Below are 24,814 nucleotides of genomic sequence, written 5' to 3' on the forward strand. Positions count from 1 at the left end.
CCGGCTACTGCTCCACCTTCTCGGCGTCCACCAGATTCCGGACGTTCCAGATCCAGGCGCCACCGGTCCAGGTGGGCCGGAAACCCAGCAGCTCGGTCATGGTCCGCAGCATCTCGATGTCGCGGACCTGCGGGGTGAGCACCACCACCCCGGCCTTCCAGTAGCGCAGGTCGGCCAGCGTCATCTCGCGACGGGTCTCGGTGATCTCCGGGATCGGGTTGCCCTGCTTGATCGACGCCATCAGGCCGCTCGTCGGCCGCCACGGCGGCGCGAACAGGGCCGAACGGTCCGTCGGGTCGAGCGGGTTCTGGTTCGGCAGCAGGGCGTACGCGCTGGCGATCCGCATCTGCTGGCCCGTGTAGGCGCTCCAGCGCAGCGGGTCCGGATACGAGCTGTCCGGCAGCGGCAGCGCGACCAGGGTGTGCTGGTCGTCGACGTACTGCTTCCAGGCGCCCGAGGTGACGAACGCCGGCACCGGGTCCATCGGGGTGGTGCGCAGCGGGGTGGGCGCGAGCGGGACCAGCGCCATGGCCACCGCGGTGATCATCGCCACCCGGACCGGGCCGCGCGCGGCCGGCTGGGAGCGCATCAGATCCGAGGCGCGCTGGCAGCCCAACGCCAGGATGATGGCGACGATCGGCGCGATCGCCAGGGCCCAGCGGGTCGGCACGGCCGAGTTGAGGACCGGGACGCTGTGCAGCAACGACCAGAGGCCGGGGACGCCGGTGTCGACGCCATTGAGCCGGATGCGCGGGCCGAGCGACATCGCACCGAAGAACAGGGCGACGCCGGCCAGCGTGACGATGGCCACGTTGCGGCGCATCCAGGTCACCAGGCCGAAGAAGAGGATGACCAGGCCCCAGCCGAAGAACGCGTTCTCCTCGGCGGCGTTCTGGGCCAGGCGGCCCGCGGTGACACTGTTGCCGGCCACCGAGCGCTGGGCGTACGCGGTGAAGGAGCCCAGGTCGGCGCCGAAGTACCGGACGAACTCGGGCAGCCCGTGATAGCTCTGCGGCCCGAAGAACTGCACGCAGAGCGGGTACGCCAACACGGCCAGCGTCACCGCGGCGGCCACGCCGAGCCCGCGCAGGAAGGACGTGATCTCCCCCGGCCGGCGCCGGCGCCGCGAGATCGCCATCACCGTGCAGAAGATCCCCAGCCCGACCGCGGTCATGAAGAGGATCTCGAGGTTGATGAACGCCTGCCAGACCAGCAGCCCGGCCAGCAGCAGCCCGTTGCGGGCGGCCCGGCCGGGTGCGCGCAGCGCCAGCGTGCGCCAGATGATCAGCGGCACCAGGAACTGCGAGACGATGTTCGGGTGCCCGCCGGCGTGCGAGATCATGCTCGGCGCGAAGGTGGCGAACAGCGCGCCGACCCAGGCCGCCAGTCGCGAGGCGACGAACTGGCGGGACAGCACGAAATACCACGAAACGCCGGTGACTGCCAAGGCCAGCGTAAGAAACGCGTTGAACGCCACATGCGGGCCGAACATGGCAGTGATGGGCGTCATCGGCAGCGAGACGGCCAACACCGACGTGTTGGCCATCATGTTCACCCCATCGGGGTAATTCATGCGATCCGAGAAGAACGGATAAACGCCATCAGTGAGCACGCGGGCACCGTGCGCCAACATCCACTCAAAGAATGCCTGATCCTGGGGATCATCGCGCAACTCATGATCAAGATTGAGCCACAACGGGGCGGTGACGAAGAGCGCTACCGCAATGAAGGTGACTATTGCGAGAACATCTCGCCAGGTGAGAGAGCGCCACCACCGCGGCCGGGGCGCCGGCTCGGCCTGGCGCTCGGGTGCGGCGTCAGCAGCGGGTACGACCGCGATCGGCGCCGTGACGACTTCGGTCTGCAGGCTTTCCAGCGCGCGCAGCTCGGCGTCCAGGTCGTCGGCGTCGGCGGCGGGGTCGGGCGGCAGAACGTTCCCGCCGGCCGACTGGCCTGTCGAGTCAATACCCGTAATCGTCATAGCATCGGCGAGCCTAACCGAGGTTGGTAACAGTGTTGTGACGGGCAGCGCAGGCGTGATCGAGCCGATATCTAAGCGCGTATTACCGCTGCCTGGCGCCGACGGTGCATGATGGGTAAGACAGGTGGGTACCCACGGGTCAATGTCTCAATCAGGCAAAAACCGAGCGGGCGGCCCCCGCTCAACTTTCGGTTGCGCGCAGCGGATGGTTAACTCTTCCGGTCCCGCTGTCAGCTCGGATCGGCAAGACGAGGGAACCTTACTTATGGCAGACATCACTGGAGACCAGCGGATCCAGTCCGAAGTGCTCGAAGGCCTCGCCACGGCCGTGAACCACCGCCGGTGGTTCGTGGAGCTCGCCCTCCCGTACCTGGGCGACAACCCGATCGAGATCGGCAGTGGCCTGGGCGACTACGCGCTGGAGTGGGCGGAGCACCTGCCCCGCTTCACCGCCACCGAGGCCGACCCCGACCGGCTGGTGCAGCTCAAGGAGCGCCTGGCCGACCACGACAACATCGACGTGCGGCAGATGCTGCTGCCCTCCGCCGACGCGAACGGCGAGTACAGCGCCGCCGTCTCGTACAACGTCCTCGAGCACATCGAGGACCACGTCGGCGCGCTGCGCAGCATGGCCGAGCTGGTCCGCCCGGGTGGCCGGATCATCCTGATCGTGCCGGCCTTCATGTTCGCGATGAGCCAGGTCGACATCGCGACCGGGCACATCCGCCGCTACACCAAGAAGACGATGCGCGCCGCCATGACCGAGGCCGGCCTCACCATCGAGAAGCTGCACTACGCGAACGCCCTGGGCCTGATCGGCTACTACGGCGCGACGAGCATCTTCAAGCTGGCCCCCAAGGAGGGCCCGATGGTCAAGGTCTACGACAGCATCGTGCTGCCGGTCACCAAGGCCGCCGAGAGCATCGTGAAGCCGCCGTTCGGCCAGTCGGTCTTCGTGGTCGCGAAGGTTCCCGGCTGATCCCGACCCCCGCACGCAGGCCCGCCGGATCCGCGATCCGGCGGGCTTCGTCGTCAGTGGGTCAGCCCCTGACCTGGTACGTGGGCCGGATCGTCGCCCGGGCCAACGTGTGGAAGGCCAGGTTGAAGCCGACGTAGGCCGGGGTGGCGTCCGCGCCCACCTCGAGCCGGTCGACGTCCAGGGCGTGCACCGCGAAGACGTACCGGTGCGGCCGGTCGCCGGGCGGGGGCGCCGCGCCGCCGTAGCCGGTGTCGCCGTAGTCGTTGCGGACGGAGAACGCGTCCTCCGGCAGCGGGTCGACACCGCGGTCGAGCTCGGTCACCGAGACCGGCAGGTTGACCGCCACCCAGTGCCAGAAGCCGCTGCCCGTCGGCGCGTCCGGGTCGAAGCAGGTCACGACGAAGCCCCGCGTCTCCGCGGGGAAGCCGGACCAGGACAGCTGCGGGGAAAGGTTCTTGCCGCCCACGCTGGTGTGGGCGTACAGCTCGTCGAGCGGTTGGCCGTCGGTCACGTCCGCGCTGGTCAGCGTGAAGGCCGGGACCGGCGGCAGGAGGTCGTAAGGATCCGGCGCTGGGGCTCGCTCCAGGCTCATGCTCGGTAGTCCTTCCACGTCGTCGGCACCGCGATGGCGCCGGTTCGAGAACTTCCCCCGTCTGCCGACAGTAACCGGGTGAGGTGTCACACATCTTTCGCGCCGTCGCCGCTGTGCTCCTTTTCAGGAAACGCACAGGTGGTGCGCGTGGTCGGGGTTGCGCGCGGTGATAGTGGTGTCAGACATCCGACCGGGTACGTAGGGCAGAGATCCCCGTGCTCGGTGGCGATCGGTCGCCGCACGGCGGCCAGCAAGTCGGCACCCGCCCTCGCGACGGGTGCCGACTGCTGTCTGCGGAGGTTGCGCCGCGAATCACCACGGACACCGGGCGCGCGGTGAGAGCATCGAGGCGTGAGAGCCCCTCTCCCGACCGACGAAGAGGCTCGCCTGGCCGCGCTGCACGAGGCCAAGGTGCTCGACACCCTGCCGGAGGACGACTTCGACGACATCGCCCTGCTGGCCTCGGAGATCTGCGGCACCCCGATCAGCCTGGTCACCATGGTCGACGCCGACCGGCAGTGGTTCAAGGCCAAGGTCGGGCTGGAGCTCGACGGGACGCACCGGGACGACTCGCTGTGCGCCCACGCGATCCACCAGCACGACGTCCTGGAGGTGCCCGACGCCGGCGCCGACCGCCGGTTCGCCGACAACCCGCTGGTCACCGGCGACCACAAGTTCCGGTTCTACGCGGGCGCCCCGGTCCTGCTCGACGGCACCCACGCCGTCGGCACCGTGTGCGTCGTCGACCACGTCCCCCGCGAGCTCACCGAGGCCCAGCGCCGCGCCCTGCGCTGCCTGGCCCGGCACGCCTCCGTCCAGCTCGAGCTGCGCCGCTACGCCCAGCACGCCGGGGACATCGCCGACCGGATGCGCCAGCTCGACCGGATGAAGGACTCGTTCCTGGCCGGGGTGAGTCACGAGCTGCGGACGCCGCTGACCTCGATCCGCGGCTACCTGGAGATGCTCCAGTCCGACGGCTTCGAGCCCGAGACGTCGCAGCGCTTCCTGTCGGTCATCCAGCGCAACTCCGACCGGCTGCTGCGGCTCATCGACGACCTGCTCACGGTGTCCCGGCTCAGCGACGGCGGGATCCGGCTGGACCTCGTGGAGCTGGACCTGGCTGAGCTGGTCCACCAGGTCAGCACGGCCTGCCGGCCGCTGGCCGAGCACCGCGACGTGGCGCTGCACAACCTCGTGGATCACCCGGTGCCCGCCCGGGGCGACTCGCGCCGCCTCGGTCAGGCGCTGAACCACCTGGTCGTCAACGCGATCAAGTTCACCGCGCCGGGCGGCGAGATCATCATCCGGACCACGGCCGGCGCCGAGCCGGAGCTGCTCATCATCGACACCGGGATGGGCATCCCCGCGGCGGAGCTGCCGCACGTCTTCGACCGCTTCTTCCGCAGCGCGGCCGCCGACCGGATGGCGGCGGCCGGTTCCGGGGTCGGGCTGTCGATCGTCAACCTGATCATCGAGGCCCACCACGGCAGCATCCACCTGGACAGCGAGCCGGGCGTGGGCACCACGGTCCGGATCACCCTGCCGCGGCCCTGACCCGGCCTCAGCAGCCGAACAGGGGCAGGCAGGGCTCCAGCCCCTCGATCCGGACGTCGATCGTGCGGTTCGCCGCCCAGCCGGCCCGGTCGAGGCGCAACCGGCGGCCCACCACCGCCTCGCCGCGGACGACGTGCCGGGCGATGCCGTCGTCGGCGTAACCGAGCTTGCGCGAGACGCCGTACGACGCGGCGTTGTCCGCGAACGCCTCGGAGATTGCCCACTGGGCGTCCAGCCCGGCGAACGCCAGCGCCAGCACGGCCGCGCGCATCTCGGTGCCGAAGCCCCGGCTGTGGTGCTCGCGGCCCAGCCAGGAGCCCGTACCCACCTCGCGCAGGACGGCGAACCGCCGGGCGTCGACGCCCTGGGTGCCGATCACCTGGCCGTCGTGCACCGCCACCAGGTGCAGCGCCCAGTCGTCGGGCGCCCACTGGCCCCACATCCGCCAGTGGAACTGCAGGGTGCCGCGGGCCACCTCGCCCGGAGGGCGATCGGTCCACGGCACCACGAACGGCATGACGCCGGGGTCGTGCACCCCGGCCGCCGCGACCTGCGCGAGCCCGGCCAGGTCGGTCAGGTCCGGAACGCGCAGTTCGAGCCGCGGCGTCCGCAGCCGCAGCCCGAACAGCGGCCAGTGCTCAGCGATCATGCGAAGGATTCTCGCCGCCGGGCACCGGCCCGCGCCAACCCCTCAGAACCGCTCGATGTGCAGACCCGCGTAGAGCGGGCGGTAGACGACACCGGTCCGCGGGTTCCCGGCGTCGATCATCATGCCGCCGCCCATGTAGATGCCCACGTGCCCCGGCCCGACGACCAGGTCACCCGGCCGGGCGGCGGACCGCGAGACGGTACGGGCGCGGGCCGCCTGAGCCCCCGAGGAGTGCGGCAACCGGAGCCCGGCCAGCGCGTACGCCCGCTTGGTGAAGCCCGAGCAGTCGAACGCGTGCGGCCCCTCCGCGCCGCGCCGATAGGTCTTGCCGACCTGCGACCGGGCGAACGCGATGACCGACGACATCCGCATCGACGTGCGCACCCGGGTCACCGTACGGCGCTTGGGCACCGCCCGGTGCCGGACAGCCGACCGGGTCCGGGCCCCGACCGCGGACCCCCGCTCGGCCGCGGCCCGGCGGGCGGCAACCGCGCGTCGCACGGCGACGCGGCGTTGCGCGGCGGCCCTGACCTCAGCGACCCGGCGGGCCTGCGCGGCCCGGCGTAACGTCGCGATTTTCTGGGTCTCCCGCTGGGCGGAGCGCTGCGCCGCCCGCACTGCCACGGCAACCGGCCGCGCGGTGGACCGGCGCACGGCCGAGCGCGACGCTCGCAGTGCGGTCCGGGCCAGCAGGGCCGGCTGTGGGTCCACCACGGCGGGCGCGGCGGCCGGCGCGGCGGCCGGCAGGCTTTCCAGGGGAGGTTCGACGGATTCGAGAACCGGCGAGCTCACGGCGAGCGCGAGGGCGCCGGCGGCCAGGACGCGGCCGGTGGACGGACGGGACAGCGAAGCCTCCGAGTTCGGCCCGGGGCTCTCACGCGAATCCCAATTCCGTTGCGACGGGTGGTGCCGCCGTGCCGGAAGTCGACCGCGCAAACGGTGACAATGGGAACCCAGGCGATATTGGTAATTCCGTCGACCATGCCAACACACAATCACGGTCGCGTTGCGGAGAATCGAAAAAAAGTGCCCCCGGAGTGTCGATCCGAGCGTGACCCGTTCGTGTATCCGTAGCGATCCCGAGCAGTGGAGCAAACATGAAGACGTACCTGATCAGCATCTTCCAGCCGGACGGCCCGCCGCCCGGGCCGGAGGTTCTGGAACCGATGATGCACCAGCTCGAGGCACTTCAGCAGGAGCTGAAGGACACCGGCGCGTTCGTGTTCGCCGCGCCGCTGTGCCCGCCCAGCACCGCTACCGTGGTGCGGGTCAGCGGGGCCGACGCCGTGCTGACCGACGGGCCCTTCCTGGAGAGCAAAGAATTCCTCGGCGGTTTCACGGTCGTCACCGCCGCCGACCTCGACGCCGCGCTGAAGTGGGCCCAGCGCATGGCGGCGGTCACGACTCTGCCCGTGGAGGTGCGGCCATTCGCGGATTGAGCGACGTCTTCCGGGCGGAATACGGCCGCGCGGTCGCCGTCCTGACCCGCTTCCTCGGCGACCTCGATCTCGCCGAGGAAGCGGTGCAGGACGCGTTCACCGTGGCCAGTGCGAAGTGGCCGGCCGAGGGCGTCCCGCCGAGCCCGGCCGGCTGGATCATCACCACGGCCCGCAACCGGGCCGTGGACCGGCTGCGGCGCGAGTCCGCCCGGGCCGCCAAGGAGGCCGAGGCGGCGCTGCTGGTCCCGGACTCGCCGGCGCGGGAGCGCACCGACCAGCTCCGGCTGATCTTCACCTGCTGCCATCCGGCCCTCGCCCCCACCGCCCGGATCGCGCTCACGCTGCGGCTGCTGGGCGGGCTGAGCACGTCCGAGATCGCCCGCGCGTTCCTGGTGCCGGAGCCGACCATGGCCCAGCGCATCGTCCGGGCCAAGGGCAAGATCCGGGACGCGGGCATCCCGTTCCGGGTGCCCGGCGACGACGAGCTGCCGGGCCGGCTGCGGTCGGTCCTGGCCGTGCTCTACCTGATCTTCAACGAGGGGTACGCGGCCAGCGGCGGCCCCACCCTGACCCGCGACGACCTGTGCGCCGAGGCCGTCCGGCTCACCCGGATGCTGGTTCGGCTGATGCCCGAGGAGCCCGAGGTGCAGGGGCTGCTGGCGTTGCAGCTGCTCATTCTGGCCCGGCGTCCGGCCCGCACCACAGTGGACGGGACGCTGGTCCGACTGGCCGATCAGGACCGCTCCCGGTGGGACGCCGCGCTGATCGCCGAGGGGCAGCAGATCGTGCGGGCCTGCGTACGGCGCGGGCAGCCGGGCCCGTACCAGCTCCAGGCCGCGATCAACGCCGTGCACAGCGCCGCGCCCACCGTGGCCGCGACCGACTGGCCGGCCATCGTGGAGCTCTACGACCAGCTCATGACCTGCACGCCGACCCCGGTGGTGGCCCTGAACCGCGCGGTGGCGGTGGCCGAGGTGTCCGGCCCGGCCGCGGCGCTGCCCCTGGTGGAGGCCCTGAACCTGGACCGCTATCACCTTTTCCACGCGATCCGGGCGGACCTGCTGCGCCGTCTGGGCCGCGACGCGGAGGCGAAGGCGGCCTACGCCCGGGCGGCCGGGCTGACCGGCAACGCGGCCGAGCGGGCGTTCCTGCGACGGGCCGGGGACCTCACCAGCCCCGGGTTCCCGGACCGCCCTTGAACGGCCCGGTGATGTCCTTGGTGATCCACCCCCCGTAGAAGTCACCCTCCTGCGCCCGGACCAGCTCGCCGTCGACCCGGCACTCGTCCACCCGGCTCGGGTAGAACGCGACGGCCCCGGCCAGCTCGGCGTAGGCGGGCTCCGGCACGGCGTAGGACCAGGCGGCGTCGGGCACCCGGGTGCCGCCGACGACCAGGTCCCAGTAGCCGGCGGTGCCCTTGAACTCGCAGAACGAGTGGCCGCGGGCCCGCTCCAGCACGCCGGGGGCGACGTCGTCGAACGGCACGTAGTAGACGGGCGGGTGCGACGTCTCCAGCACCCGCCAGCAGCGGTCGCTGTCGACCAGAGTCACCCCGGCGTGCACGACGGTGATGCGGGCGGCGCTGCGCTCGAGCCGCGGCGGCCGCGGGTAGTCCCAGACGGATTCCACCTCGTCACGGTACGTCGCTCACCTGGGGAACCCCGGGTCGTCAGCGCGCGGCGCCGCCGGCGCCGGCCAGAACAGCCGCGAACTCGGCGCGGTTCGGGCCCAGCACGGCGAACACCACGTGCACCATGGGCTGCCCGGCCAGCGCGGCGGCGAAGGCCTCCGCGACCGTGGTGGGGTCGTTGCCGAACACCCCGCACCCCCACGCGCCGAGCACCAGCCGGCGATGGCCGTGCGCGGCCGCGACGGCCAGGATCCGCGCCGCGCGACGGCGCAGCACCTCGGGCACCCCGGCGGCCCGGTCCGGCTGATTGCGGCGGATCGCGCCCAGGTTGGGCGCGGCCGCGGTCAGGAACGAGACCGGGTACGGCTGCGTGAGCAGCGCCGCCCGATCGTCCCGGAAGACGGGTACGCCCGGTGAGTAGATGACCCGGTCGGAGTAGGTGAGCTCGGCGTGCGACCGGTGGAACGTGTAGAACTCACCGGCGGCGCGCAGGCACGGATACAGTCCCGAGCTGCGGGCGATGCTCTCCTCCTGGGCCTGCGCGCCGTTGAGGAAGCCGCCGCCCGGGCTGCGGGCCGAGGCGAAGACCAGCGCCGCGACATCACCGCCGAGGCGTCGCGCCGCGGCCAGCGTGGACTCGCCCGTGACCTCGACGAGCCCGGCCGGCCCGGCGTCACCGGCGGGCAGCTCCTCCGTGGGCAGGTGCAGCCGGGTGCCGGCGACCGCGGGCGCGACGTCGATGCGCACCTCGGTCCCGCCCGGGTCGTGATACCAGCCACGCTCGGTGATGGCCACGGTCTCCCGGGCGATGGCCCGCAGTCGTTCGCTCATGATGTAGTCCATCATGGTCGCCCGGGCGCCCGCGGTCACCGGAGTTACGCCGCCGTCATCCCGCGGCCCACCCTCCCGGGATCCGCACGTCAGGCCGTCACGTACGGGCGGGCCTCGTGGGCGTCGCGCAGCGTGAGGCCCCACCAGGCCAGGCGGTCCAGCAGCAGCTGGGCGGCGGCGCCGGGCACCTCGGGATCGAGCGGCAAGCCGTCCGGCCCGAAGCAGCTCCGCCCGCCGTGGAAGCTGACCGTGTCACGGACCGTGACGGCGTGCAGCTCGGCGAAGACGGGGCGCAGATGCTCGACCGCGCGCAGGCCGCCCGACAGCCCGCCGTACGAGACGAAGCCGACGGGTTTGGCGAGCCACTCGCGGAAGTGGCCGTCGATGACGGCCTTGAGCGGTGCGGGATAGCTGTGGTTGTACTCGGGGGTGACGACGACGAAGGCGTCGGCGGCGCCCAGCCTCGCAGTGACAGTGGCGGCGTCGGCCAGGTCGACGACCTGGACGTCCAGGTCGGCACGGCGGCGCGCCTCCCCGGCGAACCAGGCGGCGACGGTCGGCCCGAAGCGCCCTTCCCGGGTGCTGGCGACGATGACGGCTACGCGGAGCGGTGGTACGGGCACGGTGTTCTCCTCGGTCGGTGCGGTGACGGCCGACGCTAAAACCCCAACTAATGTTGAGGTCAAGCCGAGGATGGGGGACGGACCCATGGAACTGAGCGTCGGCGAACTGGCCGCCCGCAGCGGGGTACGGGTGTCGGCCCTGCACTTCTTCGAACGCCAGGGCCTGATCACCAGCCGGCGCACGGCCGGGAACCAGCGACGGTACCGGCGCGACGCGCTCCGGCGGGTGGCGTTCATCCGGATCGCGCAGCGGGTGGGCATTCCGCTGAAGGAGGTGCGCGCGGTGCTGGCGCTGCTGCCGGACAGCCGCACCCCGACCCGCGAGGACTGGGCCCGGGTGTCGCGCTGCTGGCAGGAGGAGCTGGACCGGCGGATGCGCCATCTGGAGCAGCTGCGCAGCGACTTCACCGGCTGCGTCGGATGCGGGTGCATGTCGATCGACCGGTGCCCGCTGATCAATCCGAACGACGAGCTGGGGCGGCAGGGGCCGGGACCGCGCCGGCTCATCTGACCGCTCCCCCCGCCGGCGGGCCGGACGGACCGGCGGTTGCTTGCGGGCGCGGCGCGCGCCTCAGCGACACCGAGGTGGCAAAGTGGGGCATATCCCCTTAAGTCATCGAGAGGTAGTTCCCTTCCATGCTTCGTCGTCCCGCCTTTGTGCTCGGCGCCCTGGTCGTTGCCGCCTTCGCGCTGCCGCTGGAGGCGGGTTTCGCCCGGACTGGTGATGCCGGTGCGGAGGTCAACCCGGCAGCGAACTGGGCCGGCCCAGCGGGTGCGGCCGAGCCGGCTGCGCCGGTGGGTGGTGCGGTGGGGAGGCCTCATCCGGTCGCATCTTCCACGCCGACTGCTTCGGCTGGTCCGGCCACGTCGGCCGGTCCCGCCACGTCGGTTGATCCGGCCACATCGACCGGTCCGGCTGCGTCGGCCAGTCCGGCCACATCGACCGGTCCGGCTGCGTCGGCCAGTCCGGCTGCGTCGGCCAGTCCGGCTGCGTCGGCTGATCCGGCTGCGTCGGCTGATCCGGCTGCGTCGGCCGGTCCGGCTTCGGCTTCGGCTTCGACCGGGCAAAGCGGCCTCGCAGCCGCTCCGAGCAGCCCGGCCGCTCCGAGTAGCCCGGCCGCTCCGACCGGGCAAGCCAGCCCGTCGCGCCCGGCCGGTGCGCCCGCCGCTCCAATCGGCACGGCGGCGGTGAGAATGAGCTTCGACGCCGGTCCCGAGCCGGTCGTCAAGGGCGCGACCATCACCCTGACCGGCCGGGTGTGGCGAACCGCCCGCGGCAACCAGACCACAGTGGACTTCTACTTCCACCCGGCCACGGCGCCGGCGAACTCCTACACCTATCAGGGCTCCGCGACGACGACGGACGCCGGGGACTTCCGCCGCCGCGTCGTCGCACAGACCACCGGCACGTGGAAGGCGGTCTTCGCCGGGTCGGCGAGCCGTCGTAACGCGGCCCGGCTGGACACGGTGCAGGTGTTCCAGCGCCGCTCGCGGGAGATCGCCGGATGGTCGGCCCAGACCCCCTCGTGGCAGAGCCCGGCGCTCCGGATCCCGACCCCGGAATACAAGGCCGTCGTGAACTGGACCTGCCCGGCAACCGGCTCCCCGTTCATCCACCTGTCCTGGACCGCCCGGGGCGGCGGCAGCGAATACGTGCACGGCGCCCAGCCGGCCGGCGCTCTGACCTTGGCCGGTCACGCGGGCGGCCGGCGGGGATCCTTCCGGGTCACCACCTCGGCCGACTGCACGTGGCGGGTCCGCGTCTTCTCGGGCATCACCGTCTTCCAGGTCTGATCCGCACTTCTCCGAGCCGGGGCCGGCCCGGGGCCGGGCGTGGGGCCGAGCCGGGCGTGGGCGGCCGGGCCGGGCGCGCGGGCCGAGCCGAGCGGGGGCCGAGCCGAGCGCGGGGGCCGAGCCGAGCGCGGAGGCCGAACCCGCGCGCGCCGAGCCGAGCCGATCGCGGCCCGGGCCCGGAGGCCGAACCCGCGCGGGCCGAGCCGAGCCGAACGCGGCCCGGGCCCGGAGGCCCAACCCGGCGCGAGCCGAGCCGAGCACCGGCCGGGTCCCGGAGGCCAAACCGGGCGGAGGCCAAACCGGGCGGAGGCCGAACCGGGCGTAGGCCGGGTAGGGAGAGGGCCGGGCCGGCGAGGGTCAGGGCAGGAGCAGGATCTTGCCCAGGTGGTCGCTGCTCTCCATCAGCCGGTGCGCCTCCGCCGCCTGCGCCATCGGGATCGTGCGGTCGATGACCGGCCGGATCGTTCCCGCGTCGACCAGCGGCCACACCTGGTCGCGGACGCCCCGCACCACCCGGGCCTTGTCGGCCGCCGTGCGGGCGCGAAGGGTCGTCGCCGACACTGACGCGCGCTTGGCCATCAGGGCGCCCAGGTCGAGCTCGCCGCGGCGGCCGCCCTGCAGGCCGATGATCACGAGGTGGCCGTCGGGGGCCAGCGCGGCCACGTTCCGGTCGAGGTATTTCGCGCCCATGATGTCGAGGATGACGTCGGCGCCCCGGCCGTCGGTGAACCGCTGCGTCTCCGCGACGAAGTCGGCCGCCGTGTAGTCGATCGTCAGGTCGGCGCCGAGCGCGCGGAGCTGGGCGTGCTTGGACTCGCGGGCGGTGGTCATGACCGTGGCGCCGAGGGCCTTGCCGAGCTGGATCGCGAAGGTGCCGATGCCGCCGCCTCCGCCGTGCACCAGCAGCGTCCTGCCCTTGCGGAGCCGGGCGATGTCGACCACGTTCGACCAGACCGTGCAGGCGACCTCGGGCAGGGCCGCGGCCTCCTGCACCGACATCTGCTGCGGGATCGGCAGGAGCTGGCCGGCCGGCACCGCCACCTGCTCGGCGTAGCCGCCGCCGGCCAGCAGGGCGCACACCCGCTCGCCGACGTGGTGGCCGGTCACGCCGTCGCCGACCGCGGTGATCACGCCCGAGCACTCGAGGCCCGGATAGGGCGGCGCGCCGGGCGGGGGAGGGTAGTGGCCCTGGCGCTGCATCACGTCGGCGCGGTTGACCGCCGCGGCGGTCACCTCGACGACCACCTCGCCGGCGCCCGGGACCGGGTCGGGCACCTCGGTCCAGACGAGCGCTTCCGGGCCGCCGGGCTGGTCGATCGTGATCGCGTGCATGACTGACAGCTTGCCCGAGCCGTACGACAAAAAACGGAGAAGCCCGCGGGTAGCGCCCACCGCCACCCGCGGGCCTCCGTTGCCGGGTCTTACCCCGGCGGGCCGCGCTTATGCCGGCAAGGTCCACCGCTGGTTGGCGGCCCCGGTGCAGGTCCAGATCTGCAGCTTGGCGCCGTCCGCGGTGTTGTTGTCCTTGACGTCGAGACACTTGCCGGAGGCCGGGTTGACCAGCGTGCCGTTGCTCGCTGTCCACTTCTGGCTGGCCACCGTGTCCAGGCAGTCCCACAGGTGCACGGCGGCGCCGTCGGCCGTCGCGTTGTTCGACACGTCCAGGCACTTGCCGAGGCCGCGGACCGTGTTGTCGGCGCCGACCGTCCAGGTCTGGTTCGGGCCACCGGTGCACGACCACAGCTGCGGGAGGTTGCCGTTGGCGGTGGAGCCGTCGGTCACGTCCAGGCACTTGCCGCCGAGACCGGTGATCGCGCCGGTACGCGACGCGGGCGGCGTACCCCCGCTCTGCGTCCCGCCCCAGGTGAAGGTCGCCGAGGTCCTGGTCGGCAGGCTGTACACGAAGGACTGGCCGCCCCAGTTGACCTTGACCGTCTGCGCGCTGCCGCTGGTGTTGTACGCGATCAGCGCCTTGGACCCGTCGGGGTTCTTCCAGGCGACGTTCTTGACGGTGGCGTTGGCGGTCGAGTCGATCCGCACCGCCCCCGGCTTCACGAACTTGGTCAGATGACCCATCGTGTAGTACTCGATCGTGTAGTCGACCTGCCCGCTGCGGCCGTCGCCGTTGTGCACGGTGACCAGCCCGGTGCAGGTGCCGCAGCCGCCGTTGTGCGGGCCCATGTTCTGGTCCACGGCGAGGCTCCACTTGGTCCACGAGCGGGCCCAGTTGCGGGTGTAGTCGATCAGGTTGTTCATGTCCTCGGCCTGCTGGTTGCCGACCCAGGTGCCACCGGAGTGCTCGGTGAAGTACTGGTTCATGGCCGGGTACTGGTTGCGTACCGTGGAAGCCTTGCCCGGATCGCCGCCGTAACCGTGCCAGCCCACCCCGCCGAAGTTCGGGTGGTTGCGGATGGTCGCGTCGTTGACCAGCGGCGCGCCCCAGGTGTCGTAGTCGCTGTAGTTCCAGTCGTGCACCAGCAGCTTGGTGCTCAGCCCGGCCGCCTGCAGGGCCGGCAGCAGGTCGTTCTTGGCGAACGACTGCAGGCCGGAGACGCTCCACTGCATGGAGGGGTAACCGGGACAGCAGCCGGGTTCGTTCTGCTCGGTCACGTATTTGATGGGTACGCCCTGAGCCTGATACCCCTGGATGTACTTGACGAAGTACTGCGCGTACGCCTTGTAGTACTCGGCCTTGAGGTAGCCCTGGTCGTAGCTGTTGTTGTCCTTCATCCACGACGGCGCCGACCACGGGGACGCCATCACGAACAGGTTGGGGTTGAGGCTGCGGGCCTGCTTGGTCAGCGCCATCACGTCGACGTCGCGGGCCAGGCTGAAGTCGTTGAGGTCGCAGCACGTGCCGTCGTACGAGTAGCTGGACCGGGCCAGGTCCGACGAGCCCAGGACGTTGCGGGTGGCGCTGACCCCGATGCCGGCGGTCGGGCTGAACAGCTTGGTCATCACGTCGTTGCGGGTCGCGGCGGAGAGCGCCCCGCTGCCGTTGATGAGCCAGGCCGCGGTGTCGGTGAACGAAGCACCGGCGCCCTCGAACTGCTGGTACGTGGTGTTCTCGTTGACGGTGACGGTCTGGTTGGCGCTGCCGGTGCCGGAGGCGAAGCTGACCGGCGTCTGCGGCTGCAGGCCGCGGGTGACGGCGCGCCCGCCGCTGTCGCTGGTGGTGGTGAGGTAGACGGACACCTGCTCGTTGGCGGCGAACGCGCTCGGGGCGAGCACGATGCCGGCGCCGGCCGCGAGCACGACGGCGGCGGCCAGCGCGGTTCTTCTGGTTCTTCTGGGGACGGACATGACGGGGACTCCCTTGACCGGAGGTGGGGGCCTGGCCGGGATAGGTAAGGCAGCGAACAATAACCACGCCGCTCGATGTCGTGTCAACCGTGGATGCCCAGGTCAAGGGGCATGTTTCAGCAGCTCGGGCCGCTGTTACATGGCTTAATTTAAGTTTTTGGCAAGTCCGGCACGCCAGGGCCGCGGTCCGTTCCGGGACGCCGGGACGGGATCTGGCAGACTGGGTGCGCCGTACGGGAGGGCTCGCCTAGTGGCCGATGGCGCCGGTCTTGAAAACCGGTGAGGCGTTACGCGTCTCCGTGGGTTCGAATCCCACGCCCTCCGCTCCAAGCACGGAAAAGGCCCCACTGACCTGCGGTTACGCAGGACGGTGGGGCCTTTCCCATCGATGGGCGAGTCTCACTTAGTCTCAGATGATCTAGCTCCAGCTCACTGGTCACGGCAAATACGCGGCAAAGTTCCGGCGGGCCTACCCCTCGTCCTCCTCCGCCTCCAGGGCCTCGGCGATCCGGCGGCGCGCCGCTTCGTCCTGGCCGTCGATGCACTTGGCGTAGACCTTGAGAAGCACGTGTGCACGCTGTGACCCGCCCACTCCGCCACCTGGGTAGCGGGTACTCCCACGTTGAGCCAGAGGGACACGGCGGCGTGCCGCAGCTGATAGGGCACCTTGCCGAGCGGGGACCGCTGTTGCGCGGGAGTGAGGGCATCCTTGCGTGCCTGCCGCCAGACTCGCGAGTACGTCTCCTTCGAGACAGGACCGCCCCCGTAACCCTGCCGAGCGAACAGCCGGCCGTCCGGCGCCGCGCCGAACTCCGCGAGGTGCCACCGAAGCGCCCGAACGAGAATCGGAGGGGCGGGGACGATTCGCGTGGCCGTCTTCGCCCGGTGCTTGAGTTCGCGGTCCTCTCGCAAGTCCGTGCTGTCGTCGCCCCAAGTCCTCCCCACATGTTGTGTCGATCCGGTCAGCCGCAGAACGCCCCACCCGGACTCAGGCAGGTCACATTCCTCTTCGCGCAGGTGCAGCGCTTCGGCCGGCCGAAGCGCCGAGTAGTACATGCAGGCGAAGAACGCCACCAACCGTGGAGACTTCACGCTGATCGCGGCGAGCAGGACCAGCGCTTGAGCCGGGCTGATCACAGACCTCCGGTCAACCTCCTCGGTAGATTTGGGGGCGGCCCACTGCACGAAGTCCATCGGATGCGCTTCGAGTAGCCGAAGCTCCACGGCGTATCGAAGCGCGCCGTAGAAGACGGCACGTTTGCGGGCAATCGTGTTCGCCGCTGCTCCCTTGCCGTCGATGCGGAGGGCGAGCGTATCGAGCGCCTTACGGATCAGGGCGGCATCGGTGAGGTCCGTCAGCTTCACGGTGTGAGCCGATAGCCATTTCACCGTGGCGGCCATGTCGTCCGGCGGCGGCCCTTCCTCGCGCCGCGTGCGGTTGAAGGACCACTTGTAGAGGGCCTGCCGGATCTCGTCCGCCGACGGCGCACCTCTGTCCGTCGCGAGCAGGGCAACGGTGACGTTGGCCAGAGACTCGGCGATGCTCTTGCGCTGCTTCGGCGCGGCCCGGGACCACTTCATGTCCACGAACGCGACGGCATGGTCATACCAGGATTTCGTGTCCAGTTCGCGCGCCATCGGCTCTGGCAGGCCGCTCACCACGTCGAATGCGATGCCCTCCCGCTGCGCGGTGATCAGCCTCGACCGGAAGCTCTCGGCGAGTGCCCTGGTTTGGAACGTCTCGCCGAATTCCTCGCCCGCCACCATCCACCGGACCCGGTAGGTGCTGCGCGGCTTGCCGGTCTTGCGGTCCTTGCCCTTGTGCTCGCGGATGGCCCATACGCGCACGTCATAGGTGGTGTTCATGCGGCTTGCGGCTCCTCACGGCTCGACAACCAGGCGTCAAAGTCGGTGCGGCGGATGCGGAGCTGCCCGTTGGGAAGCTTGTAGGTCTTGGGTGCCTGGCCGAGGGCCTTCCAGCGGAAGAACGTCGACTTAGGCACCTCCAGCTCAGCGAGAAAGTCAGTCAGGGTCAGAAAGTTGCGAGCCATCGGGTCCGGCCTCCCTAGGCGGGTCATGCGGGGTGGTCAGCGTTGCGGTGACGGGTTTTCAGCGCTTCGATGTCCTCGATGGACGGTCCGGGCCGATGGCCGGGGGAAGGGCTCCTACGGGCCCGTTGAGAGCGTCGTAGCCGCTTGATCCGAAATACCCCCGGTATCAAGGCATAGCCCGGAGTGGCTGTGTGGCTCTGAGCGGATCGGCGTTGCGTCGACCGGGTGGGTGCGACCCGCCGGAAGGGGCGTGCCAGAACTGCCACAACTGCCAGAACCTCGGCGGATGGGAGGGTTGTGGCGGTTGTGGCAGTTCTGGCAGGGCCATCACGCCGACCTCCGAACGGCGGTAATCGGGTGCACGCTGGCGGCGGGCCGGTGCACTTCCGGGTGGACCAGGAAGCTGGGCGACGGTGGTCGGCCTCCGGCCCGTTTCGGTGCGGGCGGGTCGAGCTGGCGCAGGTAGCCGTGGGCTTCGAGCACCGACAGCGGCGGGTCGAAGTCGGCGGCGGTGGGCAGCTGGGAGGACTTGAGCGCCCGGAACACCTCGCGTTTGGTGAACGCGCTCGATCCGGTGCGCTCGATCCACGCCAGGATCGTCCGGGCATTGCGGGTCGACTGGTCGGCGCTCATGTCGTCGAACGCGGCCAGGGCGTGCGCGGCGTAGTAGTCCCCGATCAACGCCGCCCGCTCGATGGTGTCGGCGTCGATGGGCTGGCCCCATCCGTCGTGCAGGTGTTCGGCCAGGTGCAACAGCCCAGCGATCCGCACAACAGCCCCGACGTACTTCGATCCCCAATCCACGATGTGCGACCACGCCGCGCCGGGCCGCAGCCGAGGCTCCACCTGGCGTTCGCCCGAAACGATCGCTGTACGGGTACTGATCTCCGACATGACAGCGCCGATGGCGCTGCCCGCACGCGCCGAGACCCAGGCCGACGATCCGGCCGTACGGGAACGCGCCGAGCGAATCACCCGCCGCGCCGCAGACGGCATCATCGACCAGGTTGCCGAGCTGGGCGACCTCGGCCTGGTCCGCTCCACCACCGTAGAAGTCCGGATGCACCGGGCATCGCCGCACGGTCCCTTCGTCACGGGCCGTGTATCCGGTCCCAACGGCATGGAAGACCCCAACCGTCCGAGCACTAGACGATGGTGGGCGGCTTGCCGCTAGGATGCCCGGCTCCTCCGCAGTCCAGGTCGCAACGGCACTAGGCGGACGCCATGCAGGCAGAACGCTACTGTGTTCAACATGGCACTGATCGGCATGGGACTCGCCAACTATAGATGCTTCGTCGAGCGCCAGGATATCGAGCTGCGACCAATCACCGTTGTCCTCGGACGCAACAACTCGGGCAAGAGCGCGCTCGTACGGACCCCTCTTGTGCTTTCGACCGGTATCAGGACTGACTCACCTTCGCCCCTCGACCTCGATTTGCTTGGCGAGGATGTTGTCGATTCCTTCACCGACTTGCTGTATGGCGGTCGGCCACATGGCAGCCTGCAACTCGATGCAAGAGTGGCTAATCCCGAGTCAACGGAATTAGCAATGTCCGCCACTGTGCAAAACATCGATGAATACCGGCAGCAGGTTGTAAGCGAGCTGACCATATCGAGTGAAGGCAGGAGCTTTTGCCTTCGCTGGCAACCGGACGGCAATCTAAGCGACCTCCGCTATGTCGTCGAAAGCGACGGCCTGACCGAACGCGATGTTAGGGTAACGTTTGAAGGGCTATTGCCGTCCGCGATCGTCGGAGACCCAGCGAATGGCGAGCGCGATCGAGCTCTTCTTTCGATGGCGAGCGCAATCCGTGCTGGGTTCGGAGAAGTGCGTTATCTTGGACCCTTCCGGGACAGGCCGGCGCGGTATTATCGGTCCCCTGCACGGATGCCGAATAACGTTGGCCATAGTGGCGAGCATACTGCTGGCGTTCTTTCTTTGGACTTGACTCGGAATCAGGGCAAGTTGCTTCGCCAAATCAATCGCGAACTGAAAGACAGTTTGCCGGGCTGGGACGTTGATATCTTGGCGCGAGGAGGCGTTTTTAACATCGTCCTCCGATCGCAGATGGATAATACTCTGGCAATCAATCTTGCTGATACCGGCACGGGCGTTGCTCAGGCGCTGCCGATCTTTGTTCAACGCGCGCTTGACGTTCTGTATCCGTCGGCAGATCCTGTTCTTGAAATAGTCGAGCAGCCGGAACTGCACCTTCACCCCGCGGCGCACGCTGCACTTGCCGACCTGTACCTGCGTGCCTCGTCGGTGAGCCGCCAACGATTCCTAATCGAGACACACAGTGAGACGATCCTACTACGACTTCGTCGGAGGATTGCTGAGGGAACGGCGGATCCTGCGAACATTGCCGTGTACTTTGTGGAGAGCAATGGCGGCGCTAGTAGTACACGAAGGATCAATATCAGCCAAGACGGCGGTTTGGACTATTGGCCGGACGGGGTCTTCTCTGAGGACTATCAGGAAACCAAGGCCCTAGCCAGTGCTCAGATTTCGAGGCTGAAGTCCAATGCGCGTTAGTCTCACTCCCGACGTTTTTGCTGAAGCCACGGCTCTCAGACCTCTTCTGAATATCCTAAACTGCTTCACGACCGAACGACACGACTGGGCGGCAACCACGGAGATAATTGAGGCCGCGTACGGATACCTAGAGCGCGAAGCGTCGAGCATGGCGAGTACTATTGCTCAGTTGGGCGAGAAGGCAATTGTAAGCTCCGTATGGGGGAGCAATTCAGCGGACGCGGTGCAAGTAAGTGCCGAAGATTTGGAAGACGCCGCAGATGACCTTTGTCAACCAGCAGTTCTAGTTGTTGAAGATCAAGAGAATGACGGCTGCTTCGTCAAGAGTGTCGCTAGCGCACTCGGCCACACCCGACTCATTGATGCAATCGACCGAGGATGGCTAGTGATCCGCCATGCCGGCGGTGAGCGTCTGGAACTTGTGGCCAAGAATGAGCTCCTCACCTTTCGTAGACTTTCACGAATAGCTGCCCTCTTAGATAGTGACCGTTGGACTCCCTCAGACCGCACCAATAATCATGTGAAAGCTGAGCGGCTGACTGCCCTCGGAATTTCGGTACACGTGCTAGAGCTTCGCGAAGCCGAGAACTACGTTCCGAGCCGGATCCTTGCTCTGATTGGAAAGCCTGCGGAAACATCCAAGAAGCTGGAGGCGCTGAAAAGCCTTACCCCCAGCCAAAGAGGCTATTACGATATGAAATTCGGATTCGGCCCTGTTGCGAGTCCCCCGAGAATTAGGGCAGAGCAAACGGAACTCTTCTCTACGATCGACATGCCAACGTTGCTTCGGTTGCGCGGCGGGTTCGGACGTAAAGTCCTTGCCGCTATGTATGAAAATCGTGCCCGCCTGAAACAATCCGACTTAGCAGCACTGGGCGTTGAGCAGGAGCTCGAAGAGATGCTCATGCGCATTGAGAGCTTGGTATAGGAGAGAGCACATGGCATCATACAATGACATCACGGTAAAGCCCGAGATCATGTTACTGGAACAGGTCCTAAGCGAGATTAACGATGGCCAGCTTCGGGTTCCGAAGTTCCAACGTCCTTTCGTCTGGCGGCCGGAGCAGATGGTTAATCTTTTCGACAGCATCGAGCGTGGCTATCCAATCGGCAGCCTGCTTGTTTGGGATACTAGCATTCCTATTCCGAGCCTTGACCGTATCGCCGATGTAGAAATTCCCTCGCCACCAGACAAGCCGGTGTCTTATCTGCTAGATGGTCATCAACGCCTGTCCACTCTTTACGGATGCCTCATGCGTCGACCAGCCGACAGGACGATTTCGGGTCAACAGGACTGGATGTGGAATGTTTTTCGAGCACTCGGGGAACGTGACGAAAGCGCTAACCGCTTTAGACACTGGAAGCATCCACAACCGCCGCCCCCTAACTACCTCCCGATGCGGTCAGTGCTGCGCACGATGGACTTCTTGGCTTACGCTCGCAGTCTCTCCGATGCGTCCGAACACATCGCGGACTTGACCTCATTGGTCGATGAGGCCGAAGAGCTAGCCCAGCGCATCAAGTCCTACAAGATTGCCGTCGTCAGGCTTGTAGGAGGCGACTTGGAGCATGCCGTCGAGGTATTCTCGCGCTTAAATAGTAGCGGTCAATCAATCACGCCGGATCAGATGGTGTCTGCCCTTACGTACAAGGTCGATGAAGGCGAAAGTTTGGCCGAGCGCATCGATATGCTTCGCGAGGGCCTTGCTGATATCGGGTACGGCCAAATCCCGTCCATAACGGTTTTTCAGTCTGTTCTCGCGGTTGCCGGCGAGCAGGATGTTCAAAGAGCTCGATGGGAAGTTCTATCTCAGCGAGTAAAGGGCGGACTCGCGGATGCAGTCGATTCCACTGAGAAAGCTTTGTATCGAGCGATCGAGTTCTTACGTGTGGATGTCGGCGTTCCCCTTGCTCGGCTGATACCTTACAACACCCAACTGATGCTCTTGGTCGCCTTTTTCAATGAAGTTGCCAATCCCATCCCAGCGCAACGACGTAAGCTGGTCGACTGGTTCTGGACGACCTCACTGTCGGGATTTTTCGCCGGAGCAAACACAACGCAGATCAAGAATGCTCTTATAGAAATGCGGCATTTTGCCTTGAGCGGTGAAGACCTCAATCTTAAGGGTCAGATAGCGAGGCCTTTCCCGGACCGTTTTGACCTACGAAGCGCGCGGATCCGATCTTTTATCATCTGGGAGCTGGGCACTTATCGTGCGCGTCTAGATTTGACCGGCCAACCGGTCGATGCGGTCGAGCTGCTCGCACGTTCCGATGCTGCTGCATATCGCCAGATCGTGATTCAAGGTGCAGGCAGGTCTAGTCCTGCTAATCGCCTGATCTTTCCTACGCCCCCCGGCGTTTCGGTCAGGCGAGCCCTGACCGAGCTGTCCGACGCTCTGAAAGATTCAGTCCTGGAGAGTCAGGGAATTCCGTTAGCGGCGGCCGAGAGGTTGCAGCAGGGTGATGTCGAGGGCTTCATTAGGGAGCGAGCACAGCACCTTGCTTCCCGTGAACGAGAATTCATGGAGCAATTTAGCGTTCTACCCCCTCAAGAGCTTGTCGGGGATTCAGACATCGATACTGAATAGGCCGTTCATAATTCGCCGCAGCGGTGTGTCTTCTCACCGAGCGATCGCGATCCATGTTGTCATGATTAAACCCCGGCGGGCATGACGAGCGTCTCGCTAGACAGGGGAGAAATTCTTAAGGATTACTAATGAACGAACGGGAGCAAGCACGTCTACGGTTGCATCTTTGCTGCCAAAGCGTGTAGGCCGAGTGCCGTACTCGGCGGCTAGCGCCAGCGGGCAGGACGGCATTAGGCAGGTGTCGGACACTTAACCGAGCTACGTCGGCCGCTCGGGGCACGAATGCGGTAAGTGCATGGCCAACGAGGCGAACGATAGGGCCTCTGGCTGGTCAAGACCGTTCTGCGCACGGTATTGCAAGTCGGTGAACGTGGCGGGTGCGAAGCTGTCCCGACCGGACCACTGGCTTGGGGCTGGCGGGCTCCGCGTTGCGTACGTGTGGTCGAGGTGGGTTCGGAGGGTGCTGGATCTACTCTTCGGCTGGGGTCCAGCCACCCTTTTCTTCCTCGTAGACGACGTAAGTCCACTCTTCTTCCGAACGATCGAAGGTGGCGGAAACGGCTTCGGTAAGGCCGGTCATCGCCCGTCGAAGATATTCGGGGTCGTCCGTTCGGACGAACGCCTCCACGCTACGTCCGCCATCGTTAGTCTCATTGATCTTGAAGGTGACAAGAGGTTCCGGCCGGCTTTCCCCGTGTTTGCGCCGGAAGTTCACTAACAACAGCTTGAGGCCATCCCAGATAGCCGAAGCCGCGAGATTGGGACCAAGAGCCAGCAGGACCGCGTAGCTACCCTGCAGCAGGATCTCGACATCCCAGCCAGATCCGCCCCGCTGAAGGGGCTGGACCTCGACAGGATTTGCCGTGCTCATCTTGCGCGCAGCGTCAGCGAGCTCGTCAGGCGTAAAGCCATAGCTCGTAGCGGCAAGTCCCATTGCCTGCGGTTCAATCATCGGTTTCCGTTCGAGAATCGTTGCGCGGTCGACAGTATCGGAGGTGTCGAGTACCGATCCAGGGCGTCTTGAGGGGCGTCAGGATGTACCAGGCAACGCGTACTTCCTGGTCGGGTGCTCTCCGATCCTAGCCAGGAGGGCAGCCTGTGCGTCTGCCTGTACGCCGGATTTCAGGGTGATAGCCGTGCACCTGGCAGGAGTTCGTGCCGTTGGCATGACATTACGAGAGGCTGCCGGAGGTCACTCCAGGCCACTCAATGCCGTGCTGGCCCGCGCCGGCGCGTGTGGTCGGGCCACCTTGTACGGTTCCCGAGCTGACAGTGCCGGTTCGATGCCTTCACCGCTCCTCACGGTCTGTGAAGCGTGCCCTCAGCCGCCGGGTAGGACGCCTCGGAACGCGGTTGCGGTAAGTGTGCGGCAAGCGGGGCGATAGATCGGATGTTGTGACTGTTCAGGACGTTGCTGCGCACGGTCTTGAAACCGGTAAGGGAAACCTTCGTGGGTTCGAATCCCACGCCCTCCGCTCCAGCCCGGAACCCCGCCGAACCGCCTCAAGCGGGTCCGCGGCCTTTCCCGATCCGACGATCCCCAACCGGACGTATCCGATTATTCGGTCTGGAGGCGAACGTGTCCGTCCGGGCGGACCCACCGCCAAGGCCCGGACCTCGTGGCCCCATCAGCAAGATCCACGGTGCTACGCTGCCGCGATGCTCAAGATCCGCATTCACGACAGTCACTTCGCTAAGAGGTTGGTAGCGAAAATAGCCGCAGTATTCACCCTGGCCACCACGGTGGTGCTGATCGCCGCCTCCCCCGCCGCGGCGCATTCCGAGGTCTCCGAGACGCGTGTTTCGATCGGCGCGGCGGCGACCACGATCATCGGCCCCACGATGACGTACAACCTGGGCGAGCTCGGCCTGGGCTGCGGGTCGACCTACAAGGCGACGTTCTCGCCCACCTGGCACGTCTCCAAGGTGACCTCCACCTCCGTCTACATCGACTACATGACCTACCAGGTCACGCCCTCGCGGTCGATGGACCTCGGCGCCACCGGCGTCATCAACGGGAGCAATTCGTCGGTGTGGACCGGCAACTGGGCGCAGCTCGGCATCACCAAGACGGTCAAGAAGGCGTACTACCTCCGTAAGACGGTCAGCTTCGGAAGCCGTGGATACATTGACCTTTACCAGTGGTTCCACTTCAGCCTGGGAAACCAGCCGGGTATCTGTGGCGACGACAAGAACGTGCATTTCTGGCTCCGTCGCGCCTGACGGGAAACCAGCTCGGCCAACGAAGCCGCCCGGTGACT

Annotated in this window: 23 protein-coding genes, 1 tRNA gene and 1 pseudogene; 12 read left to right on the forward strand and 13 right to left on the reverse strand. The window is 67.7% G+C overall.

The window, feature by feature from the left end; all coding sequences use genetic code 11:
- Positions 1-4: 4 nt before the first annotated feature.
- Positions 5-1,981 carry a DUF6311 domain-containing protein gene (locus Ani05nite_RS15745; RefSeq protein ID WP_203769035.1) on the reverse strand — a complete coding sequence of 659 codons (1,977 nt, stop codon included), beginning with the start codon at positions 1,979-1,981 and terminating at the stop codon, positions 5-7.
- Between the two features lie 265 nt (positions 1,982-2,246).
- Between Ani05nite_RS15745 and Ani05nite_RS15750 the strand changes: the two genes are divergently transcribed.
- A complete protein-coding gene (locus Ani05nite_RS15750; RefSeq protein WP_203769036.1) occupies positions 2,247-2,960 on the forward strand; it encodes a class I SAM-dependent methyltransferase in 714 nt (237 codons plus the stop codon).
- A 61-nt stretch (positions 2,961-3,021) separates the two neighbouring features.
- Here the strand turns inward: Ani05nite_RS15750 and Ani05nite_RS15755 are convergent, their stop codons facing one another.
- Positions 3,022-3,552: a YbhB/YbcL family Raf kinase inhibitor-like protein gene (locus Ani05nite_RS15755; protein ID WP_203769038.1), complete on the reverse strand. Its 531-nt coding sequence runs from the start codon at positions 3,550-3,552 to the stop codon at positions 3,022-3,024.
- Positions 3,553-3,903: 351 nt separating this feature from the next.
- Here Ani05nite_RS15755 and Ani05nite_RS15760 point away from each other — a divergent pair, with 351 nt between their 5' ends.
- A complete protein-coding gene (locus Ani05nite_RS15760; RefSeq protein WP_203769040.1) occupies positions 3,904-5,106 on the forward strand; it encodes a GAF domain-containing sensor histidine kinase in 1,203 nt (400 codons plus the stop codon).
- 7 nt (positions 5,107-5,113) lie between these two features.
- Here the strand turns inward: Ani05nite_RS15760 and Ani05nite_RS15765 are convergent, their stop codons facing one another.
- Positions 5,114-5,755: a GNAT family N-acetyltransferase gene (locus tag Ani05nite_RS15765; protein ID WP_203769042.1), complete on the reverse strand. Its 642-nt coding sequence runs from the start codon at positions 5,753-5,755 to the stop codon at positions 5,114-5,116.
- A gap of 42 nt (positions 5,756-5,797) precedes the next feature.
- Positions 5,798-6,547, reverse strand: coding sequence for a C40 family peptidase (locus Ani05nite_RS41860; protein ID WP_275410554.1), 750 nt, complete (start codon positions 6,545-6,547; stop codon positions 5,798-5,800).
- A gap of 305 nt (positions 6,548-6,852) precedes the next feature.
- On the opposite strand from Ani05nite_RS41860, the gene Ani05nite_RS15775 reads away from it, so the two are divergent.
- Together Ani05nite_RS15775 and Ani05nite_RS15780 are read left to right on the forward strand one after the other, a co-directional pair.
- A complete protein-coding gene (locus tag Ani05nite_RS15775) occupies positions 6,853-7,194 on the forward strand; it encodes a YciI family protein (RefSeq protein ID WP_203769044.1) in 342 nt (113 codons plus the stop codon).
- On the forward strand, positions 7,182-8,393 hold the full coding sequence (locus tag Ani05nite_RS15780; RefSeq protein ID WP_203769160.1) for an RNA polymerase sigma factor: 1,212 nt from the start codon (positions 7,182-7,184) through the stop codon (positions 8,391-8,393). The genes Ani05nite_RS15775 and Ani05nite_RS15780 overlap by 13 nt, the downstream gene beginning before the upstream one ends.
- Here the strand turns inward: Ani05nite_RS15780 and Ani05nite_RS15785 are convergent.
- The 3 genes from Ani05nite_RS15785 to Ani05nite_RS15795 form a co-directional block, all read right to left on the reverse strand.
- Positions 8,362-8,823 (reverse strand): DUF427 domain-containing protein, encoded by a 462-nt coding sequence (locus tag Ani05nite_RS15785; protein ID WP_203769046.1) that lies wholly within the window; start codon positions 8,821-8,823, stop codon positions 8,362-8,364. The genes Ani05nite_RS15780 and Ani05nite_RS15785 overlap by 32 nt on opposite strands.
- Before the next feature lie 40 nt (positions 8,824-8,863).
- A complete protein-coding gene (locus Ani05nite_RS15790; protein ID WP_203769047.1) occupies positions 8,864-9,655 on the reverse strand; it encodes a TIGR02452 family protein in 792 nt (263 codons plus the stop codon).
- Between the two features lie 89 nt (positions 9,656-9,744).
- Positions 9,745-10,278 carry an NADPH-dependent FMN reductase gene (locus Ani05nite_RS15795; protein ID WP_239130019.1) on the reverse strand — a complete coding sequence of 178 codons (534 nt, stop codon included), beginning with the start codon at positions 10,276-10,278 and terminating at the stop codon, positions 9,745-9,747.
- 85 nt (positions 10,279-10,363) lie between these two features.
- Between Ani05nite_RS15795 and soxR the strand changes: the two genes are divergently transcribed.
- Complete coding sequence (soxR, locus tag Ani05nite_RS15800) at positions 10,364-10,789, forward strand: redox-sensitive transcriptional activator SoxR (protein ID WP_203769049.1); 426 nt, start codon at positions 10,364-10,366, stop codon at positions 10,787-10,789.
- Positions 10,790-11,472: 683 nt separating this feature from the next.
- Positions 11,473-12,072, forward strand: coding sequence for a hypothetical protein (locus tag Ani05nite_RS15805; RefSeq protein ID WP_203769050.1), 600 nt, complete (start codon positions 11,473-11,475; stop codon positions 12,070-12,072).
- A gap of 357 nt (positions 12,073-12,429) precedes the next feature.
- On the opposite strand, the gene Ani05nite_RS15810 is transcribed toward Ani05nite_RS15805, so the two are convergent.
- Both Ani05nite_RS15810 and Ani05nite_RS15815 read right to left on the reverse strand, forming a co-directional pair.
- Positions 12,430-13,404, reverse strand: a complete 975-nt coding sequence (locus tag Ani05nite_RS15810) for an NAD(P)H-quinone oxidoreductase (RefSeq protein ID WP_203769051.1) — start codon at positions 13,402-13,404, stop codon at positions 12,430-12,432.
- A 108-nt stretch (positions 13,405-13,512) separates the two neighbouring features.
- Positions 13,513-15,375: a ricin-type beta-trefoil lectin domain protein gene (locus Ani05nite_RS15815; RefSeq protein ID WP_203769052.1), complete on the reverse strand. Its 1,863-nt coding sequence runs from the start codon at positions 15,373-15,375 to the stop codon at positions 13,513-13,515.
- Positions 15,376-15,611: 236 nt separating this feature from the next.
- On the opposite strand from Ani05nite_RS15815, the gene Ani05nite_RS15820 reads away from it, so the two are divergent.
- Positions 15,612-15,699 (forward strand) — tRNA-Ser (locus Ani05nite_RS15820).
- 105 nt (positions 15,700-15,804) lie between these two features.
- Here the strand turns inward: Ani05nite_RS15820 and Ani05nite_RS15825 are convergent.
- The 3 genes from Ani05nite_RS15825 to Ani05nite_RS15835 form a co-directional block, all read right to left on the reverse strand.
- Positions 15,805-17,241, reverse strand: a complete 1,437-nt coding sequence (locus tag Ani05nite_RS15825) for a tyrosine-type recombinase/integrase (protein ID WP_307836704.1) — start codon at positions 17,239-17,241, stop codon at positions 15,805-15,807.
- Positions 17,238-17,426 carry a helix-turn-helix transcriptional regulator gene (locus tag Ani05nite_RS15830; protein WP_239130022.1) on the reverse strand — a complete coding sequence of 63 codons (189 nt, stop codon included), beginning with the start codon at positions 17,424-17,426 and terminating at the stop codon, positions 17,238-17,240. The genes Ani05nite_RS15825 and Ani05nite_RS15830 overlap by 4 nt, the downstream gene beginning before the upstream one ends.
- 327 nt (positions 17,427-17,753) lie before the next feature.
- Positions 17,754-18,320, reverse strand: coding sequence for a DUF3987 domain-containing protein (locus Ani05nite_RS15835; RefSeq protein WP_239130026.1), 567 nt, complete (start codon positions 18,318-18,320; stop codon positions 17,754-17,756).
- Here Ani05nite_RS15835 and Ani05nite_RS41060 point away from each other — a divergent pair.
- The 4 genes and pseudogenes from Ani05nite_RS41060 to Ani05nite_RS15850 form a co-directional block, all read left to right on the forward strand.
- Positions 18,280-18,504, forward strand: a pseudogene (locus Ani05nite_RS41060) (GntR family transcriptional regulator); the annotation flags it as partial. The gene Ani05nite_RS15835 and the pseudogene Ani05nite_RS41060 overlap by 41 nt on opposite strands.
- A gap of 174 nt (positions 18,505-18,678) precedes the next feature.
- A complete protein-coding gene (locus tag Ani05nite_RS15840) occupies positions 18,679-19,962 on the forward strand; it encodes an AAA family ATPase (RefSeq protein ID WP_203769058.1) in 1,284 nt (427 codons plus the stop codon).
- 169 nt (positions 19,963-20,131) lie between these two features.
- Complete coding sequence (locus Ani05nite_RS15845) at positions 20,132-20,890, forward strand: hypothetical protein (RefSeq protein WP_203769059.1); 759 nt, start codon at positions 20,132-20,134, stop codon at positions 20,888-20,890.
- 10 nt (positions 20,891-20,900) lie between these two features.
- Complete coding sequence (locus Ani05nite_RS15850; protein WP_203769060.1) at positions 20,901-22,553, forward strand: DUF262 domain-containing protein; 1,653 nt, start codon at positions 20,901-20,903, stop codon at positions 22,551-22,553.
- Positions 22,554-23,022: 469 nt separating this feature from the next.
- On the opposite strand, the gene Ani05nite_RS15855 is transcribed toward Ani05nite_RS15850, so the two are convergent.
- Positions 23,023-23,505 (reverse strand): hypothetical protein, encoded by a 483-nt coding sequence (locus Ani05nite_RS15855; RefSeq protein WP_203769061.1) that lies wholly within the window; start codon positions 23,503-23,505, stop codon positions 23,023-23,025.
- A gap of 707 nt (positions 23,506-24,212) precedes the next feature.
- On the opposite strand from Ani05nite_RS15855, the gene Ani05nite_RS15860 reads away from it, so the two are divergent.
- The gene (locus Ani05nite_RS15860) at positions 24,213-24,776 is read left to right on the forward strand and encodes a hypothetical protein (protein ID WP_203769062.1); all 564 of its coding nucleotides are present in this window, start codon (positions 24,213-24,215) and stop codon (positions 24,774-24,776) included.
- The last annotated feature ends 38 nt before the right edge of the window (positions 24,777-24,814 follow it).

It is taken from the genome of Actinoplanes nipponensis, assembly GCF_016862275.1.
Taxonomy (GTDB): Bacteria; Actinomycetota; Actinomycetes; order Mycobacteriales; family Micromonosporaceae; genus Actinoplanes; species Actinoplanes nipponensis.

Excerpts from the sequence above, each read along its gene's own strand:
- Ani05nite_RS15745 (WP_203769035.1), bottom strand. The coding sequence starts at position 1,981 with ATGACGATTACGGGTATTGACTCGACAGGCCAGTCGGCCGGCGGGAAC.
- Ani05nite_RS15750 (WP_203769036.1), top strand. The coding sequence starts at position 2,247 with ATGGCAGACATCACTGGAGACCAGCGGATCCAGTCCGAAGTGCTCGAA.
- Ani05nite_RS15755 (WP_203769038.1), bottom strand. The coding sequence starts at position 3,552 with ATGAGCCTGGAGCGAGCCCCAGCGCCGGATCCTTACGACCTCCTGCCG.
- Ani05nite_RS15765 (WP_203769042.1), bottom strand. The coding sequence starts at position 5,755 with ATGATCGCTGAGCACTGGCCGCTGTTCGGGCTGCGGCTGCGGACGCCG.
- Ani05nite_RS15775 (WP_203769044.1), top strand. The coding sequence starts at position 6,853 with ATGAAGACGTACCTGATCAGCATCTTCCAGCCGGACGGCCCGCCGCCC.
- Ani05nite_RS15790 (WP_203769047.1), bottom strand. The coding sequence starts at position 9,655 with ATGAGCGAACGACTGCGGGCCATCGCCCGGGAGACCGTGGCCATCACC.
- soxR (WP_203769049.1), top strand. The coding sequence starts at position 10,364 with ATGGAACTGAGCGTCGGCGAACTGGCCGCCCGCAGCGGGGTACGGGTG.
- Ani05nite_RS15805 (WP_203769050.1), top strand. The coding sequence starts at position 11,473 with ATGAGCTTCGACGCCGGTCCCGAGCCGGTCGTCAAGGGCGCGACCATC.
- Ani05nite_RS15810 (WP_203769051.1), bottom strand. The coding sequence starts at position 13,404 with ATGCACGCGATCACGATCGACCAGCCCGGCGGCCCGGAAGCGCTCGTC.
- Ani05nite_RS15815 (WP_203769052.1), bottom strand. The coding sequence starts at position 15,375 with ATGTCCGTCCCCAGAAGAACCAGAAGAACCGCGCTGGCCGCCGCCGTC.
- Ani05nite_RS15825 (WP_307836704.1), bottom strand. The coding sequence starts at position 17,241 with ATGAACACCACCTATGACGTGCGCGTATGGGCCATCCGCGAGCACAAG.
- Ani05nite_RS15830 (WP_239130022.1), bottom strand. The coding sequence starts at position 17,426 with ATGGCTCGCAACTTTCTGACCCTGACTGACTTTCTCGCTGAGCTGGAG.
- Ani05nite_RS15835 (WP_239130026.1), bottom strand. The coding sequence starts at position 18,320 with ATGTCGGAGATCAGTACCCGTACAGCGATCGTTTCGGGCGAACGCCAG.
- Ani05nite_RS15840 (WP_203769058.1), top strand. The coding sequence starts at position 18,679 with ATGGCACTGATCGGCATGGGACTCGCCAACTATAGATGCTTCGTCGAG.
- Ani05nite_RS15850 (WP_203769060.1), top strand. The coding sequence starts at position 20,901 with ATGGCATCATACAATGACATCACGGTAAAGCCCGAGATCATGTTACTG.
- Ani05nite_RS15855 (WP_203769061.1), bottom strand. The coding sequence starts at position 23,505 with ATGATTGAACCGCAGGCAATGGGACTTGCCGCTACGAGCTATGGCTTT.
- Ani05nite_RS15860 (WP_203769062.1), top strand. The coding sequence starts at position 24,213 with ATGCTCAAGATCCGCATTCACGACAGTCACTTCGCTAAGAGGTTGGTA.